This window comes from Steroidobacter agaridevorans, assembly GCF_009932555.1.
GTDB lineage: Bacteria > Pseudomonadota > Gammaproteobacteria > Steroidobacterales > Steroidobacteraceae > Steroidobacter > Steroidobacter agaridevorans.
This window is the reverse complement of the sequence record NZ_BLJO01000007.1, coordinates 240,062-257,991: the sequence shown is the minus strand read 5'-3', so window position 1 is coordinate 257,991 and position 17,930 is coordinate 240,062. Positions and strand designations below refer to the sequence as shown.

Genomic DNA, 17,930 nt, shown 5'->3' with positions numbered 1-17,930 from the left:
CACGCCGCAATTCCCAGCCGCGTTCGGCTTAATTGCCGGGCTCGGGCGGTTGCGGCAGCACTCTCGTGCCGACGCATTCGACGTTCGACGCTCTGTGTGGGCCGCCTGTCGATGCCAGGTGCAGAGGCGGATCGTAGGTCGTCTGGACGGGGCCATCGCCGTGAGCAAGGTGGGCAGCAAGTGCGCCTTCGCTCGTCGGTGGAATCAGAATTCCAAGAAAGTTGCCGGGTGCAACGGTAATTGTCGCCCCGGTGTCCAGAGTGTACGTACACGTGCCAGTGCCGTCACAGTTCGCGCCCAGATCCCGCGGGCCGCCGATGTTGTGACATATTCCCTTGTCCGTCGGCGGTGGCGGTTCTTCGCCGGTTGCGGACGCGAGATTGGCAAACGCAACTGTGAGTCCGACCAGTGTGACCAGCTTCGGAAGATCGTTCATAGCTAATAGCTCCCCTTGTTGACAAATCCCCGCTTTGTTGACGGCGACACGGGAACAGTGTCTGCCGAGCTGCGTGACCTTCGCGCTGGTTCGCTCGCACAAACAAGTCAGAACAATCCCTGAGACGATATCTTTGACAGCCGCGGCCGCTTCGTCAGACGCGTACGTTCCATGGACATTACGCGCCCGCAACATGTGAGAGGGTTCGATGCGCAGAGCACCGCCAGTATCGCTCTACAAGCTGAGAGATATTCCCGCGCCGCGCTCGACTGACCAAGCGACTCCGACTGCGGCGATGAGCACGGCGGCAGCAGGCATGAACGTGCGCCGGTAGAACGAATGGCGCTGTGCGTACCTGATCAGCGGCAGTGCGAGCAGGACGATGGCGCACTGGCCCAGCTCGACGCCGACGTTGAATGCGAACAGCGATAGCGCCAGCGAACCGGTTGGCAGCTGCAGATCGGCAAGCACGTTGGCGAAGCCGAAGCCGTGGATGAGGCCGAAGCCGAATGCGATCCAGGCTGCCGGTTGCGAGATCGCATAACGCATGCGTAGTCCCGCCACTACGATGGAAAGCGCGATGGTCGTTTCGATCAAGCGCGGCGGTAAGGACACGATCTTAATCGCCGCCAGCGAAAGCGTAATGCTGTGCGCGACGGTGAACGCAGTCACGAGCGTCAGCACGTCCTTCCACAGCGGCGCCCAGCCGGCCCTTGTGTCAGGCTCACGAGTTGCACGCAGTCCGGCGGGCAGCAGCAGAGCCAGCAGGAATAGGATGTGATCGAAGCCGATCCAGATATGCCACACACCTTCGCGAGCCATCGTGACGAACTGTTGCACCGGACTTGCCGCGTCGGCCGATAGCACCGCGCGATTGTTCTGCGGCGAGAGCGCGAAGGTCTGCTGAGTGTCCGGGCCACGGAAAGACACGAGCCCTCGATGGGTCGCGTCTATATCGAACAATAACGAGTAATCGAGACTCCACGGCGCGACGTTGCGCTCGCAGGTCACGACGAGTGGCAACACCGTGTATGCGCCATCGCTCAGGTCATCGACCAGCTGCGCTCCGGCACGAATGTTACACGGCGATCCACCCGCAGCGATCGCCAGCCGGCCTAGCGCATAGTTGGCGATCTCGTTGTGCCGTGTGCGTACTTCGCCCCAGGTGATCTTTCGATCGCCATCGCGATCCAGCCCGACAGCAGGCTCGAGATCGCGCAGGGCGATGCGCCACTCGCCGGTGAATCCTTCAGCAGTCGGCGTGAGCTGTAGATAACTGTCACTCGGTTTGTGCGCGTAAGTCTGGGAACCGATCAGCATCAGCAGCGCGAGGGCGACGAATTTCATGTGCGGCGCTCCGGTAAGATGTGGGACAGGAGCGGCAGCAGCCGTACATCTTCCAATCCCTGCTCGCGAACGAATGTCACCACCGGCGCCGCAGCCGCTGGCTGCCCGGTTGCAATTGCCGCGCGGACCACAATGAGCGCATCCGCCGGCTCGCGCTGGCTCTTCCAGTTGAAGAGAGCCGCATCCAGCGCTGCCGACGCCTTGCCTTCGATATCAAGCAAGAATCTCGCGTAGTCACGCGACGGAACAAAGTCGCCGCGGCGCTGGTGAGCTGCATATTGCTCGCGAAGCCGTTGTGACAACTGCCCGGCGTTCGCTGCATTTATCGCGCGTGAGGCGAGGGCGGCTCGCAGTAGCAAATCGGCGTAATCGGGGTAGCGTTCGAACAGCTCGACGACCTGGCGATACTCACGCTGCTCCAAAAGAAAATCAGCAAAGGTCAGCAGCGTATAGGCGTCCGCGTCGGTGGCGGTGAGCGCCTGGTCGAAGTGCAGGCGCGCCGTTTCGATCTCCCCGATCCGCATCGAAATATCCGCCAGCGTCAACTCGATCTCTCTGCGCTGCCGGGGCTCCATTCCAGCCGCACGATCGCGCATCGCCAGCAACTTTCGGTAAGCGCCGCGAGCCGCACCACGATGGCTGCTGACGCGACTCATACAATCGGCCGTGACCAATGGTTCAACAAGCAATGCGAGACTGCGACAGTCTGCCGCGGCGGCTGTGTAGTTGCCTTGCACCTGTTGAATTGCCGCTCGGGTCAGCCGTGCCTGCGGGTTGCGTGGATCGAGCACGAGTGCGTGATCGAGATCCGCGAGCGCCGCTTCGAATGAATGATTGTGCTGGTGGATCTGCGCCCGGAGCAGAATCACGGGCAGCGGAGCATCCTTGGCATTCCGCCATGGCGCGAGGGCGGCCTGCGCGTAGCCCAAATACCGGGGGTCGCCGCTGGTACGAGCTGACTCGATATCTGCGGACGCTTGCACCACCGCAGTCTGCAAATCTCGCGGGCCCGTCGTCGATGTGCGCGCTCTGGCCGGCACCGTTGCGAGCACCACCGAATCCGATGCCGGCCGATACGGAGCAGCCTGCCCGCGCATCGGCAAGAGCGCGATGCACAGAAAAGCCAGGGCGGCGGGGAGGAGGTGCCGCCCTGGGGAGACAGTGCTGCTATTGAAGCACGTCATCGAAGGAAGTCTCGCTTTCGTCGAACTGGAACTGCAGATCGTTCACTTCGGTAGGCTCTGCGGTGTCCGAGGTTTGTGCGAGTTGTGCTTTGATGAACGAAACGAACGCGGTGCCGTTCGCTCCGGTCGGCGGCGCCGGCGCCGGATTGTCATTTCCGCCGCCGTATCCGCCCCCACCGCCGCAACCCGCGGCGAGCAGTGCAACCAGCACCAGAGACTTGCGATTGAAGTTCATGGATGTGCTCCTTGCCTGTTTGTTACTTCGCTCCCGGGCTCGGCGAGCGCAGATACGGGAAGCGCTCATCGAAGTCAGCTGCGCTGACGGGCGTGCCATCCGTCAGCGGCGCCTTGTTGTTTGGTGCGACGGTCGCGTCCTGGATCAGCGCGCCCATGGCGACTCGCAGCTCGATGTCGACCACGTCATCGCCGGGCCGACGGCCGTTCGGGAAGCCGGACGTGTCGCCGCCCAGCACACCGAGCGTGTGCTGATTGCCAGCGGGTTTCGCGGCGATGCTGGTGTTCAGTCGCATCATCTCCGCGGGCTGCACGTTCGCCGGCTGATTCAACCCCTGGACGCCGGTGAGGAACGCCGCGACGAGATCCGTGCGAGGAAACAGGTTGGGCGCAACGGCCACACCGTTGAACAGGATCTCGAGCAGCTCCGGCAACGTGGGATTGGTGACGTAGGTTGCAAACTGGGCGTCATCGCGCGGCTGGCTCGCGTTGAACCGATCTTTATCCTTCAAGCCAATAACCACTTCGTTCACCAGCGGGGCACTCAGGCGCGACACCTGCGTCCAGGCACCGCCCGAGACCTGCGGTCTGCGGTTGTTATCGAAGTTGGGCTTCGGATTGAGGATGCGAGCCTGCCGCAAGCTCGCCGTGGTCCAGGCGCCAATGATCGGATCGTTGCTGCGCGTGAGACACGAGATCGGCACTTCGAGCGCGAGCGTCGTGATGTTCTGATTGCCGATCGGATTCGGAATGGCGTTTGGCGGGCCGAGCGGGTTGAGATTCACCAGGTCGAACACCGGGCCGAGATTCACGGCGAAACCTTCCTTGCGCTGACCGACAAAGGCGCGGCCGCTGCCACAGCCCGGAATCACCACGTCGTAGATGTGATCGCGGGCGTACGTTTCGTAGTTGCCGAGGGACTTCGTGCCGACGTAGTCGGCCGGCTTGCGGAACTGGGTTTCACCGGAATTCGATGTGATCGAGCGGGAGTTCCCGCTGCGACGATTGCCCTGGATGAAGTCGATGGTGTATGTCTGGCGCACGTTGAGCGCGTCGGTGTCGTTCTGGCCGGGGCCGATGCCGCCGATGTTCTTGAGCGGCACCGACACCATCTGATCGCCCACCGGCACCTTGAGGTCGGCCACCACGTTGGCGAAGTTGAAGCGGAAGGTCAGGTCTTCGCGCGCGTCGCCGTTGTTGTCGACATGGATTTCGTAGATGGCGTCGGATTCCAGATCGAAGTAGTTCGGACCGCCATACGGATCCTGCAGCGGCAGGTAGTTGGCGATCAGCGTGACGAAGCCGTCCCGGCCGCCCTCGTAGCTGCGGAACATGTAGAAATCGGTGCCGTCCACTCGCGGCATCGTGGTGATGAACGGCGCTTCCCGGTGGCTGGAAGCCTGGGCCGGCAAGCCGGCCGTCAGCGCAGTTCCTGCCGCCGCGGCGGCAAGCACGGCCCGGCGTATTGAGCTGCTCATATGAAGTATCCTCCTGGCGAGCTGAACATAAGTAGGTGAGCTGCGAGGAGGAGTACGGGGCGACCGGCGATCCGGATGCACCCGGCAGATTTTTTTGTCGCGGGGCGCCTCCAATTGGCGCGCTGCCACGTACATTAGTTGCAAGGCTGGAGGGCGGACCGGGCCGCCGGACCAGTGGGACAGGTGGAGTAGATTTGGCGGAGCAAGAAGAACTCGCTCGGCTCTTGCAGGCGACGGCGCGCGGCGATCGCCAGGCGTTCGCTCGTCTATATGAATTGACGGCGCCGAAGCTGTTGGGCGCCGGCGTTTATATGTTGAAGCGGCGTGAATTGGCAGAGGATGTCTTGCAGGACCTGTTCGTGAAGGTTTGGCATCGCGCGTCCGAGTACCAGGCCGAGCGCGGCGGCGTGCTCACCTGGTTGTATTCGGTGCAGCGCTACCTCGCGCTCGATAAATTGCGCGCGCAGCGTCCGACCCAGGAGTTGGACGAGGACATGTCGAACACGCTGGCGTTCGAAGGGCCGGATCCCTCCGCCATGGCGATGAGTAATGACATGGCGGCGCGCGTCCATAAGTGCCTCGACACGTTGACCGACGTGCAGCGGCGCAGTGTGACGCTGGCGTTCTTCGAAGGGCTCACGCATGCGGAGCTGACGCAGAAGCTGCAGACCCCGCTGGGCACTGTGAAAAGCTGGATCCGTCGCGGCCTGGTCAGCCTGCAGAAGTGTCTCGAACAATGAGATACGACAACCCACAACTGGTGCAGCGGCTCGCCTCAGAATACGTGCTCGGCACGTTGACCGGCCGTGCACGGCGTCGTTTCGAGAGCTGGATGCGGGATTCGTATCAGGTTCGTTCTGCCGTGTGGCATTGGGAACGGCAGCTTGGCCCGCTGGCTGAAGCTACGGGTGGGGTGCAGCCGCGTGCGCGTGTTTGGGAACAAGTGCTCGAACGGACGGGCGGCAAGGCTGCGGCTCAGGCGGAGCGTGAACGCGCTCGTGCGCGTTGGTTCGAGCGGCTTGGGTTGTGGCGCGGCTTGAGCTTGGTTGCTACTGCTGCAGCGGTCGTGCTCGCAGTGTTGCTCGCGCGTACGCCAACGGAAGTGACCCCGCAAGCTCAGCAGTACGTGGCCGTTGTGAACGGCCCGGAGTCGCAGCCGCTTTGGCTGGTGCGTGCCGATGTTCAGCAAGGGCGGCTCGCGATCAGGTCGATCAATGCGACGGCGCCCGCGCCGGCCAATTCGTATGAACTATGGATTCTGCCGGCAGGTGGCGCAGCCCCGCGCTCACTGGGCTTGTTGCCGACGGGCACTGCGTCGGTCGATACGGATCTGCCCGTCGAGCTGCGCTCGCTGCTCGCGAGTGCGCAGGGACTGGCAGTCAGTCTGGAGCCAGCCGGCGGGTCGCCGACCGGCGCGCCGACCGGGCCGGTGGTTTATCAGGCGGCGATTCTTTCTATTTGAGTTAGCCGGTCGGAAGACCCACCCCCTGGCCCCCTCCCGTGTACGGCAGGGGGAAATAAAAATTCATATTTTTTTCTCTCAGAGCCCGACACACAAGACTACGCAGGTACGCTGATTTTCTGCTGCATCCAGTAGCGAACGACGGCCGTATAGCCGTCATCGCTCGCGAAGGAGAACAGCGTCATGCGCCGATCGTCGATCGCTGCCGGGCTCGGCCTTGCACTGGCGCCGGCGTTGCTGCAGGCCGGTGGCATTCCCACGACCACGGGTTGGCTCGAAGAAGTCGTTGTCACGGGCAAGCTGGATCGACTCGAAGGCGATCCGATCTCCGCCACCGTCGGCGTCGTGACATCCGAACAGCTCGACCTGCGGCCGGTGTTGCGCGTGGGGGAGTTGCTTGAAGTGGTGCCGGGCCTGATCGTCACTCAGCACAGTGGCGGCGGCAAAGCGAATCAATATTTCCTGCGCGGGTTCAATCTCGATCACGGCACCGATCTCGCGACCAGCGTCGATGGCGTTCCTGTCAACATGCCATCGCACGGCCACGGCCAGGGCTATACGGACATCAACTTCGTCATCCCCGAGCTCGTCAACTCCATCGACTATCGGAAAGGCACGTACTACGCCGACACCGGCAATTTTTCCGCGGCCGGCGCGATCAACATGCGATATCGCAATTCGGTCGATACCCCGATTGCACAGCTCGACGCAGGCGAGGACGGCTATCGGCGTGCGTTGCTCGCCTTGTCGCCGCGCATTGGCAACGGCACGTTGTTATTCGGCGTCGAGCACTCGCAGACCGACGGTCCCTGGCTGCTGGACGAGAATTTTCGTAAAACGAACGCATTGCTCCGCTACTCGCGCGAGACGGATGTCGATTGCCTCGCGATCACGTCGCAGGTCTACGAGGGCGAATGGCGCTCGACGGATCAGATTCCTCTGCGCCTGGTTCGCGATGGCGCTCTTGATCGCTTCGGCTTCATCGATCCCACCGACGGCGGCGAATCGCATCGCTACAGCCTCGGCGCCGACTGGATCTCGCGACGCGGATCGGGCGAACTTCAGGCGCGGGGCTACGCCATCGACTATCGCCTCGATCTGTTCTCCAACTTCACGTACGCGCTCGACCCGATCGATGGCGATCAATTCGAACAGCTCGACGACAGGCGCATCTTTGGCGGGGCCGTGGAATGGCGGCGTCCGCTGCGACTCGGCAAGCTTGCAAGCGAGCTCGAGATCGGCGTCGAATTCCGTCGGGACGATATCGATATCGTCGGTCTGTATCGAACCGTCGCTCGCGAGCGCATCGGCACCGGTCGCGAGGATGCCGTCGTGCAGACCAGCTACTCCGCCTACTCGAGCCTGACAACGACATGGACCGAACAGGTGCGCACGTCGGCGGGCATTCGCGCCGACTATTTCGACTTCGATGTGGGCAGCAATCGGCCGGAGAATTCGGGGACGGCGTCCGATTCGATCGCGAGTCCGAAGTTCTCGTTGATCCTGGGGCCTTGGAAGGAAACCGAGCTCTTCGTCAACGTCGGCAAAGGGTTTCACAGCAACGATGCTCGCGGCACGACCCTCCGGGTCGATCCGACCGATGGCGTCACGCCGGCCGACCGGGTCGATCCGCTGGTCGGTGCGTTGGGCGCCGATGTCGGCGTGCGCACGGCCATCCTGCCGAAGATGCAATTGAGCGTGTCGTTGTGGACGCTCGAGCTCGATTCGGAGCTGTTGTTCGTCGGCGATGCAGGAGTCACGGAACCGAGCCGCGAGAGCAAACGTCGCGGGGTCGAAGTCGGTGCGATCTGGAACCCGCTCTCATGGCTGATCGTCGATGCCGATCTCGCATGGTCACGCGCTTCCGTCGACGATCCTGTCGGCAGTCGCATTCCTGGCGCGGTCGAGAACGTCGCGTCCATCGGCGTCGCGATCGATCATCCGAGCGGCTGGTTCGGCGGTGCGCGCTTCCGGCACTTCGGCAAAGCTCCGCTGATCGAGGACGGCAGCGTCGAATCGGAGCCGACCACCCTGGTCAATCTCGAAGCGGGCTATCGCATCACCGACACGCTAAGCGTGAGCGCCGCCGTCTTCAACATCTTCGACAGCGACGACAACGACATCACCTACTTCTATGAGTCGCAATTGCCGGGCGAGGCGGCGCCGGTCGAAGACATCCACTTCCATCCGGTGGAGCCCCGCACCGTGCGGTTTACAGTGACCGGAACGTTCTGAGCGCTGCGGCTCGCAGTCGACGGCGGCGTCCGTTTCATCTAATGTCCCTGCTGGCAAAGTGCCGTCATAGTCGCCGGACGGCAGGATGCAGGCGTTCGTGAGCAACACGGATGAGCTGAAGCCCTGAACACGGACTACGTTACGAACGTCATATGACCTATCTCGCCCACATCACGATCTATCCTGCCGACGGCGTGCGGTACGTGCGCGCGGTACACTCACCCCGCATTGTCGAGTACGCATACGCGCTTGCCCTGGATGCTTGTCGCATCAGAACGCAAGCGCTCTCCAGACTGAACATCATGCAAGCTGCTCGCTCGCGCTTGAAGCCGCCACATCTGAAGGTCGGAGAGCTCGATCTTGCTTTCGATCTGGAGCGGATCGATCGACTCGGGGATCAGGAGGCCGACAAGTTCTTCGTCAATCTGATCCATCGCGGGATGAAGATACTCGAACGGGCCGCATACATCCCGAAAGGATCCAGCGAACGGGTGAGGAAGGAGGTGCGCCGGCTGGGGTTGCGGATCAGGTCGGACATGACAAAGTGGCGACGCAACGCCCGGACTCGGGATGCCTTTCGACTGATGGCTCGGACGACTCACAAGGGCATCTGCATCGACGCCGAAGTCAAACGCAAAGGCGGCGGCTTGGAGTCCTTTCACCTTCTCGATAGTTGGTACCCACCGCATTTCTTTTGCGAATATGTTCTGGACAGCGTGCGCTGGCTGGCAGCCGACAAGATCGAGGTGGTGCTCAGCCACCGAGGTCGGAATACCCAGCATCAGGGAGTGCGGCGCATCGACACGAGGCGCAGTCAGAACAAGCCATCGATCACGGCGGACGGACGCACGGCAAAGCTGCATTTTTCGTTGAAGAAGCCAATACCGGCGGAGACCCTGGAGGATTGGAAGGACGTACGCTGACCTACTCCTCAAACCGACCCGCGCCCTCACGATCGCGCTCGTAGCGCCGCGCGAGCGGAAACGGCGGTAACCAGGACTCGCGACGGATCGTCCAGAGCTCGTAGGTCGGCTTCAGCTGGTCAGGGGCATCCAGCGAGCCCAGGTTCACGCCGATTTCGTCGGCGCTGCGTGCGAAAACGGGCGAGCCGCAGCGAGGACAGAAAGACCGCCCGGCGTACTCGCGTGTTTCGCCCTCGATGGTCACCGCATCCTGAGGAAATATCGCGGACGCATGAAACAGCGCCCCATGATGTTTGCGGCAGTCGAGACAGTGGCACAGACCGACTCGGTACGGCTGCCCCGACGCCACAATTCGCACGTTGCCGCACAGGCAACCGCCGGTGAATTGCTCCATGGCGTGTCTCCTCTGAAATCACGCGGGCAGAATATTTACAACGAACCGACAGTCACTGCAATTGTCGTTCTGCTTCCGAGGCGTAGTGCAACAGCAGCGTCGCGAGCGCTTGCGGCCGGCTGAGCGCTACGCAATGTCCTGCCGTAATTTCATCGGGCGAGATGCGAAGACGTTGGCGTACGAGACGGCGAAGCCAGTCGCTTGGGAATACGCGATCTTCCGTACACAGCACAAAGTGTGTGCGCACGTTTGGCCAAGCCTCGAGCGGCCATGGCGAAGCGCCCGGAGTCGAGGACTGCGAGCGTTCGTGGCGAAGCGCCTCTTCAGCCAACGTGCGTGGCACATCATGATAAAAAGTCACGAGCGGATCTTCGTTGCCGGTCAGGCCGCCGTCGCGCGCGGCCTGCGCTCGAATGGCTGCGCTACAGCCGGAGGTTTCCCAGTACTCATCGGGTGTTTCGCTGGGCCATGGAATCATCCCAGCCACTAGCACGAGGGCGTCGGTAGGGAGCCGGGCGGCAACCAACGGAGCGGTGAAGCCGCCGTACGAATGACCCACGACGATCAGATTCTTCCGGTGGCCGATCGCCTCGACGACTGAGTCGGCGTATTCCTTCAGGCCAGCAGAGTCGTCATCGCACGGAAGGTCGGGCGCGACTACATCGTGGCCGTGTTCGCGAAGCTGTGCTTCCACACGGTGCCAGGACCAACCTACGTCGCCGCCACCGTGGATCAGAACGAAGGTGCTCACGATCGCTCACCGCCGAGATTGAGGGTAACAGCTTCTGCCGGGCGCGATGCCGCGGCGAGCACAGCGACCACCATGAGCCCCGCCGCGACGAAGGTCGAAACAGCGAATCCAAATTCCGTGTGAAGCGGCCCGAACGCAGCTGTTCCGACAAAGCCAGCGAGATACGTGACGGCGCTGTTCAGCCCCATGATCGTCCCGCGGCGCGCCGGATCGATCGCGCTCAAGCGCATGATCAGAACATTCAGGCCGAAATGATTGGCGAGTCCCCAGAGAAACACAGCGATCAGCAGCATTGTGAAACTCCCGCCGAACAAGGCCATGCTCACATACACGACGCCGGTAGCAAGAAACGCAGCAGGCATTACTCGCTGTGCGCCGAGGCGGTCGACGACATTGTCCAACAATGTCGCTGCGCCGAAGCCCAGGCCGTAAACAAGCGCAGCTAGTCCATTGGCGCTGACAGGCTGGCCGAGGCCATGGTGAAGGTAGTCGCCGAGATAGCCATAAATGCCGTAGAACGCAGCCATAAATGCGCCGCAGGCAATGAGCAGAGGCTTGATGCCTTTGATCTGCAGTGCCTCCAGCGGCAATGGCGCGGACTCGGTTGCCAGAACTTCTCGATATTTACTGACAGAGAGCATCGCGATTGCCGCCACCGCGAGGATGGCGATCGCCGCAAACACAGCACGCCAGTGCACGAAGTCCGCTAACACCGCGGACAATGCAACACCGACCACCATGCTGAGTGTCCAGCCGGTGAGTACGACACCAATCGTTCTGCTCTCTCGTCCCGACGGAGCGATAGCGGCAGCACTCGAATAAATTGCCGGCAACGCAATGCCCGACGCGATGCCTGCAATCAGCTGAGAAACAATGAGAACGGAAACCATCGGTGACAGGGCGCTCAATACGAGTGCCGCGGCCAGGAGCGCCAGCGCAATTTGCAACATGCGCCGCGAGCCGATGCGATCGATATGACGCGCTAGAAACAATGCGCTCGCGGCCGTGCCCAGACCAAACGCGGCGGCCGCCATCATCACGGTCGGCACCGTGGATCCGAGCGAGCGGGCGACTTCCGGTGCAATCGGTCCTAGCCCAAGCGAGTTCGAGCCGATGACCGCCACGCAACCGGTGAGCACATAAGCCATCCGCGGAAGCCCTGTCGGGGTTCCGATGGCGCCAGCGAGGGGTTGATCTGCGTTCGTCATGGTTGCATATTGGCCGAATCCTATTCGGCCACAAGCGGAATCTGCGATATGAACTTAGAAGCAGAGGATGTTCGGCAGAATGAAGGTCGGGCCCGCGAGCTCGACGCCTTCGACCGAAAATTGTTAGGCCTGCTGGTCGAGGACGCGACCCGCAGCTATGCGGAGCTGGGCGAGCAGGTCGGGCTGTCGGCGCCGGCGGTCCATGAACGGGTCAAGCGCTTGAAGCGCTCGGGAGCAATCCATCAGACCGCGGCGCTGATCAATCCCATTGCCGTCCAAAAAACGCTGCTCGCGTTTGTCCATGTCGATACGGCTGGATGGGGCAAGACGCCGGAGCTGCTGGGCATCGCGAAATATCCCGAAGTGGAGGAGATCCACTCGGTCGCTGGCGATACCTGCATGCTGCTCAAAGTGCGCACGAAGGACTCGCGAGCACTCGAGGGATTGCTCGCGCGCATTTATGACGTGCCGGGCGTGATCAGGACACGCAGCTACGTCGTGCTGTCCACTCACCTGGAGCGGCCCGTGCAACCTGCAATTACCAAGGAGTGGCCGGCGCCGCGTCTACCTGCCTCGTCGTCACCGGCTACCGATGCCAAAGGTTGATTGCTCAGTGTGATGGGGCGCTCGATATTCATGTCACGTCCTTGCGCCCGCTGAATGCCGTTCGTTAGTGTGATGATTGCATAGGACTCACTTGGACAATCATGAGCGGCAAACGGACTGCCTCATCGCGGGCCACGGTCACTTCGTCTGAAGCCAAGCCACCTCCGCGTTCGCTGATGCCAAAGCGCTATCTCACGAGCCGAGACGATGAGCCATGTCCTGGATTTTTTTCCATCGGATGGATCCAGGACACCAACAGGGAATGGATTCGCGGCATGAAATACGCCGATGTGGTTGCCGGCATCAGGAAACAGCAGCTGCGATTCGAGATTCTCGTCTCGGGAAAGCGGCCGCCGGTCGATGAGCTTTGGAACAGGTACCTGGTGGCAACCCCGGCGGCTGCCAAGAAGCTCAAGAGGCAGTTCGGCCGCCAGGTCGAGTGTATCGCGACGGAAGCATTCGACGAGGAAACAAACAAGTCCTTCGAGATGGTGTTCTTGAAGCCGAGGCTGGAAGCGAAGTGTTTCGTCAAGACACAGCGAGTCAAATGGACCAAGGACGGTGGGCGGATCGAAGATCACATTACCTACGGCAGAACCGGGTTTCCGCAAACCTACTGCCTCTCCCGAGCGGCGCTCGCCAAGAGCGATATCGCACTGGTGACGAACGCGCCGGAGCCGGTCCTGGTGCTCAGTGAGCGTTTCAAGGATGCAATTCTCGCCACGATCCCGCGCTCGGTGCGGCATTTGAAACACATCGAGTTTCGCAATTATCGGTTGCTGGACGAGCGTCCGGTGCCGGCAAAGCTGACGCGGCGAAGGCGCAATCGAACATGACGAAACTGCGCGACGTAGATTTGCGAGACATCGATGACCAGCGACGCTGGCGGCACTCGCCGGCCGTGGTGGAGTTCATGTGCGTACTTGCCTTGAAAAAGTGCAAGGTCGAGACTGGCGGCTTCTCCAAATTGAATGTCTATCGCAGTGATCGGGAGGCGGTCGAAGAGCCCTGCGATGGCGTGGTCGATGTGCATTTGAAATACGATCTGGACGAGTTCCGCGGCGAGCGCGCGAATTTGTTCGGTCTCGAACAAATCAGTCGGGCGATGCGTGAGTTGGAGCGTTCTGGCTACGTCCGAAAAGGCGAACATCGGCGCGTGCGCGACGAGGTGCTTCGGAGCAAGTTCCAATGGTCGGGCCCGATGACAACGTGGATCCGCCGCGGCAACTCGTCGGATGCGTTCCGTGTGATTGCTCGTATGGCGGGAAACGGCATACGGCTCGACGCGGAGTGCCGATTTCCCGGCGAAGCGCCGGTCACTCGGACGTTTCGTACAAGATTCAACACTACGGCCTGCGATTTCTCGACACTCGCGGAATAAAGGGACTGGAGGCGGAAATCGCGACCGGCAGATCCGTGACTTTCCGCTATTCCCTGGATTCCATTCGGCCCGGAGCCCGCCGCCCAACCGCTTGAGCCGGACGATACGGCCCCGACGTGCATGTCGAATTCATGCACGAAACCCGCTCTGTTTAGCTAAAAATTTAGTGACACACGATTTGTTGCTAGTAAGGAATTTGTGTGTCAAATTCGTTAAGTCACCGCTGCCGGACCGCAGTAAGGCAGTATCCGAGATGGTTTGACACAAGAGAGAATTATGCGACGACTGCGGGGTTCGGTGGGGGTTCTGGCGGGCGCGACTATGTGCGCCTCGCTTGCATTGGCTGCTCAGGAGCAGCCGATAGCGGACTATTGGCAGTCGGCGTCCAGCACGGATAAAGAAAACTATGTGCGCGTGCCGATGCCGCCCGGCATCCAGGTCGTCAATACCGAGCTCGATGGGCCGGTGTTCGCCGATGCGAACGGCAAGACGCTTTATATCTGGCCGCTGACCAAGCTGCGCAACGGCGATATCGGCGATCGCAAAGACAGCGGCATTTCCAGCTGTACCGACGAAGTGCAGAAGGTGACCTCGGGCCTGATGAGTCCGTATCCGGGCGGGCTGGTGCTGCCGAATGTGGAGGCACGCAAGAGCTGCACGCAGGTGTGGCCGCCGTTGATCGCGCCGGCGGACGCCAAGCCTGTCGGCTCGGGGCACAACGAGTGGACCACGATCAAGCGCGCCGACGGCAAGCTGCAGTGGAGCTACGGCGGCTATCCCTTGTACACCTCCGACCTGGATAAGAAGCCGGGCGACGTGCTCGGCGGCACGAAGATCCAGAGATCCGGCGACGGGCCCGCCGTGCGTGTCCCGGTCGGGCCGCCGGCGAATGTTCCGCCCGAGTTCGCTGGCACCGATGCCGATCCGAATCGATACGGTCCGCTGCAAACGGCCACGGGCCGCTTGCTCACGGACCACAAGGGCTTTTCCGTTTACACGTGGGATGGCGACGAGCCGAACAAATCGAAGTGCATGCGCGAGTGCCTGAAAGACTGGGCGCCGGTGTTTGCGGCGGTGACCGCCGTGCCGAATGGCGAGTGGGGCATCATCGAGCGCTCGCCGGGCATCAAGCAATGGACGTTCCGCAAGAAGCCGCTGTACACCTATGTTCTGGATCGAAGCACGCGCAGTCTGGTGGGCAGCGATGTGCCGGGCTGGCACAACGTCTACACCCAGCGCGCGATCGCTCCGCCGAAGGACTTCACCGTGCAGGACTCGATTGCCGGGCAGGTGCTCGCGGATGCGAAGGGCATGACCGTCTACATATATAACTGCGGCGACGATGCGCGCGACCAGCTCGCTTGCGATCATCCCGATACCGAGCAGGCGTATCGCCTGGCGATCTGTGGCAACAGCGATCCCAAGCTATGTCAGGAAAGCTTTCCATACGTGCCGGCGGCCGCCAACGCCAAGAGCGACAGCAGGCTGTGGAGCGTGATGTCGATCGACCCGAACACGGGCCGTCGCGCGACCCAGGGTCAGGCCGGCGCCTCGAGCGTGTGGGCCTATCGCGAGCGGCCGGTGTACACGTGCTCGCTGGATCGTCAGCCGGGCGATGCCAACTGCGATTCCTTCGGTGAATTCAATGGACGCCGCAACGGCTATCGGGCGTTCTGGCTCAGGGACGATTTCGGCAACAGCGCCTACAGTTTCTAGTCGGAGGCTGAACATGAGATCGAAGCGCATTTCGCTGACCCTGGGTGTAGCGATGAGCTTGTGCCTCGCCAACACGGCTGGCGCCGCGCCGAGGGAAGAAAGCCCGGTGCTGGAAAATGGCGTCATCGGCTATGTGATGACCGAGAGAGTCTGGGCCGTGTACGAAACCAAGGACGGCAAGGAAGAGTGTCCGCAGGGCTTCAACGACGGCAATCGCGAAGAGTTCAAGAAAATATTCCCCGAGGACGGCCAGCAGCGCACCGTGGTCGAGACGCAGCTCAAGCGCGAGGGCGAGCAGTGGCATCCCGAAACGGCCACTTACAAAATGCCGTACAAGGAAGTGCAGGGCAAGATCTCCTATGGCCTGAACCTGGACGGCAAGGAGGACGCGAACGATTTCGTGAGCCCCGAAGGCGAGCCGGGCGTCGACAATCAGTTGTATCGCGCCAATGGCTGCATCGCCGGATATCGCGCCGGCGGCTCGTTCGCGCACTTCGAAAATCTGTTCATGAAATCCAGCGAAGACAGCCGCGTGCTGATCGAGATCGCCGGTGTCGACGACCTGAACAACGATGACGATGTGACGATCACGACCTATCGCGGTCTGGACAATCTCCTGACCGACGCCACCGGCGACGCGTTCGTGCCGGGCGGCACGCAGCGGATCGACATGCGCTGGGGCAAGCGCTACATCAGCAAGGCGAAGGGCAAGATCGTCGACGGCACGTTGATCTCCAATCCGATGGACACGCTGCTGATTCCTTGGGGCCGCGGTGTTTCTTATCAGTATCAAGTATTCCGCGGCGCTCGCTTCAAATTGAAGCTGACGCCGCAGACGGCCGAAGGCCTGCTGGCCGGCTACGCCGATGTGGACAGCTACACGCTGCGCAAGAACGAAGGCTGGTCCACTCACCATCAGAGCTACGGACAGTTCTCGTCGATCACGCAGCACCAGGCGATGGACCGTCTCGCCGACGGTTATCCCGATCCGAAGACCGGCTGGAACACCGCGATTTCCTCGGCCATGCGAGTGAAATTCACCCAGGTGTTCATCCAGCGTCCCGACCAGGAGCTGGTGAGCAAGCGTTGAAGCGGCGCTGCGCGGCTCGACGGCCGGCGGCAGCTCCACACACGATAGATCGAGTGGTTGGCTCACGCGCGCTCGCGCGGACAAGCTGACGGTCTGGCGTGCACCATCGATCAGCTTGGATAGAGCAGGGGAGACACAGTTGAGCTCTACACCCGAAACATCTCGATTGTCCGCGTCGAGCAGACGCACCACGCTGCTCGCCAGTCTGGGCGGGGCGCTCGAGTATTACGACTTCATCATCTACGGAATATTCGCGGCGGAGATCGCGCGCGCCATCTTCCCTGCGTCGTCCTCATTGGTTTCGTTGATGGCGTCGTTCGGCGCCTTCGCGGTCGGCTATGTCGCGCGGCCGGTCGGCGGGATCGTGCTGAGCCACTTCGGCGATCGCTTCGGTCGCCGGCGAGTGTTCGTCATCTCGCTGCTCGGCATGTCGGGTGCGACGCTGGGCATGGGCCTGGTGCCTTCCTTCGAGCAGTGGGGTCTCGCTGCGCCGATGTTGATGGTGTTCCTGCGACTGTTGCAGGGATTCTGTCTGGGCGGCGAGCTGCCTGGCGCCATGACGTATGTGGTGGAAGTCGCGCCGAAGCGCGCCGCGTTCGCCAGCGGCTTCGTGTTCTTCTGTGTCATGGGCGGCGTCGTGATCGCGACCGTGCTCAGCCTGGTGATCCAGAGCTTCATGACGCCGGAACAAGTGAGCTCGTACGGCTGGCGGATTCCGTTCTGGATCGGCGGCGCATTGGGTCTGCTGGGCTTCTGGGTGCGCCGCTCGCTGGAGGAATCGCCCGAGTTCGAGCGCGTGAAGAAACAAGCGTCGTCGAGTCCGTTCGCGGAACTGCTGCGGAATCATCCGCGCCGGGTGCTGATCGGCATCGGGCTGGTGGCGAGCACAGGAGCGTTCAACGGCTTGCTGTTCGCGTACATGCCGGCCTATCTCAAAACCGTCCTGAGCGTCGACCCGAACAAGGCCATCGTGGCTCAGAACATGGCATTGATCGTCCACAGCTTCGCTTTGTTGGCGACGGCGTGGCTCGGCAGCCGCATCGCGCCCCGCCATCTCATGTTGTTGGGCACGTCGATGTTCGTGCTGTTCTCGTTCGCGTGGTACGACGCCATCGTCGGCAGCACCGCGAATCCGTGGCTGCCGCTCGTGTTGGGCGGAATCGTGGCCGGGCTGTTCAATGGAACGTTTGCTTTCCTGATCGCCGATCTGTTTCCCACGCGCATCCGTTTCACGGGCATTGCATTGGTGTTCAACATCGGCATGACCTTCTTCAGTGGCGCCGCGCCGCTGGCTGCCACCGCTTTGATTCGCGAGACGGGATCGTTGTCCGCGCCGGCCTACTTCCTGACGGCGGCGGCAGTGCTCGGCGTCCTGGCGAGCTTGTTCGTGAAGCGCTACGAGGGCGAGATCGATCGTGACGCGGAGCGCGATGATGAGGTTTCACCGCAAACGGTTTCGGCTCCGGCCGGCGCCGGCTGATAGTA

General features: G+C 61.9%; 18 protein-coding genes. 10 read left to right on the top strand and 8 right to left on the bottom strand.

Annotation, left to right across the window (positions count from 1 at the left end; translation table 11 throughout):
* Positions 1 to 28: 28 nt before the first annotated feature.
* The 5 genes from GYH35_RS24755 to GYH35_RS24735 all read right to left on the bottom strand — a co-directional run bounded on the left by GYH35_RS24755 (position 29) and on the right by GYH35_RS24735 (position 4,679).
* A complete protein-coding gene (locus tag GYH35_RS24755; RefSeq protein WP_161811764.1) occupies positions 29 to 436 on the bottom strand; it encodes a hypothetical protein in 408 nt (135 codons plus the stop codon).
* Between the two features lie 234 nt (positions 437 to 670).
* Positions 671 to 1,783 carry a HupE/UreJ family protein gene (locus GYH35_RS24750; RefSeq protein ID WP_161829762.1) on the bottom strand — a complete coding sequence of 371 codons (1,113 nt, stop codon included), beginning with the start codon at positions 1,781 to 1,783 and terminating at the stop codon, positions 671 to 673.
* Positions 1,780 to 2,880, bottom strand: a complete 1,101-nt coding sequence (locus GYH35_RS24745) for a tetratricopeptide repeat protein (RefSeq protein ID WP_161829761.1) — start codon at positions 2,878 to 2,880, stop codon at positions 1,780 to 1,782. The genes GYH35_RS24750 and GYH35_RS24745 overlap by 4 nt, the downstream gene beginning before the upstream one ends.
* 70 nt (positions 2,881 to 2,950) lie before the next feature.
* Positions 2,951 to 3,202, bottom strand: coding sequence for a hypothetical protein (locus GYH35_RS24740; RefSeq protein WP_161829760.1), 252 nt, complete (start codon positions 3,200 to 3,202; stop codon positions 2,951 to 2,953).
* Positions 3,203 to 3,224: 22 nt separating this feature from the next.
* Complete coding sequence (locus GYH35_RS24735) at positions 3,225 to 4,679, bottom strand: DUF4331 domain-containing protein (RefSeq protein WP_161829759.1); 1,455 nt, start codon at positions 4,677 to 4,679, stop codon at positions 3,225 to 3,227.
* Between the two features lie 194 nt (positions 4,680 to 4,873).
* Between GYH35_RS24735 and GYH35_RS24730 the strand changes: the two genes are divergently transcribed.
* The 4 genes from GYH35_RS24730 (at position 4,874) to GYH35_RS24715 (ending at position 9,299) form a co-directional block, all read left to right on the top strand.
* Positions 4,874 to 5,419 (top strand): sigma-70 family RNA polymerase sigma factor, encoded by a 546-nt coding sequence (locus GYH35_RS24730; protein ID WP_161811769.1) that lies wholly within the window; start codon positions 4,874 to 4,876, stop codon positions 5,417 to 5,419.
* Positions 5,416 to 6,141, top strand: coding sequence for an anti-sigma factor (locus tag GYH35_RS24725; RefSeq protein ID WP_161829758.1), 726 nt, complete (start codon positions 5,416 to 5,418; stop codon positions 6,139 to 6,141). Before GYH35_RS24730 ends, GYH35_RS24725 begins: the two co-directional genes overlap by 4 nt.
* A gap of 183 nt (positions 6,142 to 6,324) precedes the next feature.
* On the top strand, positions 6,325 to 8,376 hold the full coding sequence (locus GYH35_RS24720; protein ID WP_161829757.1) for a TonB-dependent receptor: 2,052 nt from the start codon (positions 6,325 to 6,327) through the stop codon (positions 8,374 to 8,376).
* 152 nt (positions 8,377 to 8,528) lie between these two features.
* Positions 8,529 to 9,299, top strand: coding sequence for a hypothetical protein (locus GYH35_RS24715; RefSeq protein ID WP_161811772.1), 771 nt, complete (start codon positions 8,529 to 8,531; stop codon positions 9,297 to 9,299).
* A gap of 1 nt (position 9,300) precedes the next feature.
* Here GYH35_RS24715 and GYH35_RS24710 read toward each other — a convergent pair whose 3' ends face one another.
* The 3 genes from GYH35_RS24710 to GYH35_RS24700 are packed head-to-tail and all read right to left on the bottom strand — an operon-like array spanning position 9,301 to position 11,652.
* Positions 9,301 to 9,693 carry a GFA family protein gene (locus GYH35_RS24710; RefSeq protein WP_161829756.1) on the bottom strand — a complete coding sequence of 131 codons (393 nt, stop codon included), beginning with the start codon at positions 9,691 to 9,693 and terminating at the stop codon, positions 9,301 to 9,303.
* Positions 9,694 to 9,745: 52 nt separating this feature from the next.
* Positions 9,746 to 10,444, bottom strand: coding sequence for an alpha/beta hydrolase (locus GYH35_RS24705; protein ID WP_161829755.1), 699 nt, complete (start codon positions 10,442 to 10,444; stop codon positions 9,746 to 9,748).
* Positions 10,441 to 11,652: an MFS transporter gene (locus tag GYH35_RS24700; protein ID WP_161829754.1), complete on the bottom strand. Its 1,212-nt coding sequence runs from the start codon at positions 11,650 to 11,652 to the stop codon at positions 10,441 to 10,443. Before GYH35_RS24700 ends, GYH35_RS24705 begins: the two co-directional genes overlap by 4 nt.
* 48 nt (positions 11,653 to 11,700) lie before the next feature.
* On the opposite strand from GYH35_RS24700, the gene GYH35_RS24695 reads away from it, so the two are divergent.
* The 6 genes from GYH35_RS24695 to GYH35_RS24670 all read left to right on the top strand — a co-directional run bounded on the left by GYH35_RS24695 (position 11,701) and on the right by GYH35_RS24670 (position 17,925).
* The gene (locus tag GYH35_RS24695; RefSeq protein ID WP_161829753.1) at positions 11,701 to 12,258 is read left to right on the top strand and encodes an Lrp/AsnC family transcriptional regulator; all 558 of its coding nucleotides are present in this window, start codon (positions 11,701 to 11,703) and stop codon (positions 12,256 to 12,258) included.
* Positions 12,259 to 12,533: 275 nt separating this feature from the next.
* Entirely contained in the window at positions 12,534 to 13,094 is a 561-nt protein-coding gene (locus GYH35_RS24690) for a hypothetical protein (protein ID WP_161829752.1), read from the top strand.
* Positions 13,091 to 13,639, top strand: a complete 549-nt coding sequence (locus tag GYH35_RS24685; protein ID WP_161829751.1) for a hypothetical protein — start codon at positions 13,091 to 13,093, stop codon at positions 13,637 to 13,639. Before GYH35_RS24690 ends, GYH35_RS24685 begins: the two co-directional genes overlap by 4 nt.
* 276 nt (positions 13,640 to 13,915) lie before the next feature.
* Complete coding sequence (locus GYH35_RS24680; protein ID WP_161811778.1) at positions 13,916 to 15,355, top strand: COG4315 family predicted lipoprotein; 1,440 nt, start codon at positions 13,916 to 13,918, stop codon at positions 15,353 to 15,355.
* A 13-nt stretch (positions 15,356 to 15,368) separates the two neighbouring features.
* Complete coding sequence (locus GYH35_RS24675) at positions 15,369 to 16,445, top strand: hypothetical protein (protein ID WP_202624634.1); 1,077 nt, start codon at positions 15,369 to 15,371, stop codon at positions 16,443 to 16,445.
* 139 nt (positions 16,446 to 16,584) lie between these two features.
* Entirely contained in the window at positions 16,585 to 17,925 is a 1,341-nt protein-coding gene (locus GYH35_RS24670) for an MFS transporter (RefSeq protein WP_161811779.1), read from the top strand.
* Positions 17,926 to 17,930: the final 5 nt, after the last annotated feature.

Coding starts and splice junctions, on each gene's coding strand:
- GYH35_RS24710 (WP_161829756.1), bottom strand. CDS start 9,693: ATGGAGCAATTCACCGGCGGTTGCCTGTGCGGCAACGTGCGAATTGTG.
- GYH35_RS24735 (WP_161829759.1), bottom strand. CDS start 4,679: ATGAGCAGCTCAATACGCCGGGCCGTGCTTGCCGCCGCGGCGGCAGGA.
- GYH35_RS24720 (WP_161829757.1), top strand. CDS start 6,325: ATGCGCCGATCGTCGATCGCTGCCGGGCTCGGCCTTGCACTGGCGCCG.
- GYH35_RS24700 (WP_161829754.1), bottom strand. CDS start 11,652: ATGACGAACGCAGATCAACCCCTCGCTGGCGCCATCGGAACCCCGACA.
- GYH35_RS24755 (WP_161811764.1), bottom strand. CDS start 436: ATGAACGATCTTCCGAAGCTGGTCACACTGGTCGGACTCACAGTTGCG.
- GYH35_RS24740 (WP_161829760.1), bottom strand. CDS start 3,202: ATGAACTTCAATCGCAAGTCTCTGGTGCTGGTTGCACTGCTCGCCGCG.
- GYH35_RS24695 (WP_161829753.1), top strand. CDS start 11,701: ATGAACTTAGAAGCAGAGGATGTTCGGCAGAATGAAGGTCGGGCCCGC.
- GYH35_RS24680 (WP_161811778.1), top strand. CDS start 13,916: ATGCGACGACTGCGGGGTTCGGTGGGGGTTCTGGCGGGCGCGACTATG.
- GYH35_RS24685 (WP_161829751.1), top strand. CDS start 13,091: ATGACGAAACTGCGCGACGTAGATTTGCGAGACATCGATGACCAGCGA.
- GYH35_RS24675 (WP_202624634.1), top strand. CDS start 15,369: ATGAGATCGAAGCGCATTTCGCTGACCCTGGGTGTAGCGATGAGCTTG.
- GYH35_RS24750 (WP_161829762.1), bottom strand. CDS start 1,783: ATGAAATTCGTCGCCCTCGCGCTGCTGATGCTGATCGGTTCCCAGACT.
- GYH35_RS24725 (WP_161829758.1), top strand. CDS start 5,416: ATGAGATACGACAACCCACAACTGGTGCAGCGGCTCGCCTCAGAATAC.
- GYH35_RS24690 (WP_161829752.1), top strand. CDS start 12,534: ATGAAATACGCCGATGTGGTTGCCGGCATCAGGAAACAGCAGCTGCGA.
- GYH35_RS24745 (WP_161829761.1), bottom strand. CDS start 2,880: ATGCGCGGGCAGGCTGCTCCGTATCGGCCGGCATCGGATTCGGTGGTG.
- GYH35_RS24715 (WP_161811772.1), top strand. CDS start 8,529: ATGACCTATCTCGCCCACATCACGATCTATCCTGCCGACGGCGTGCGG.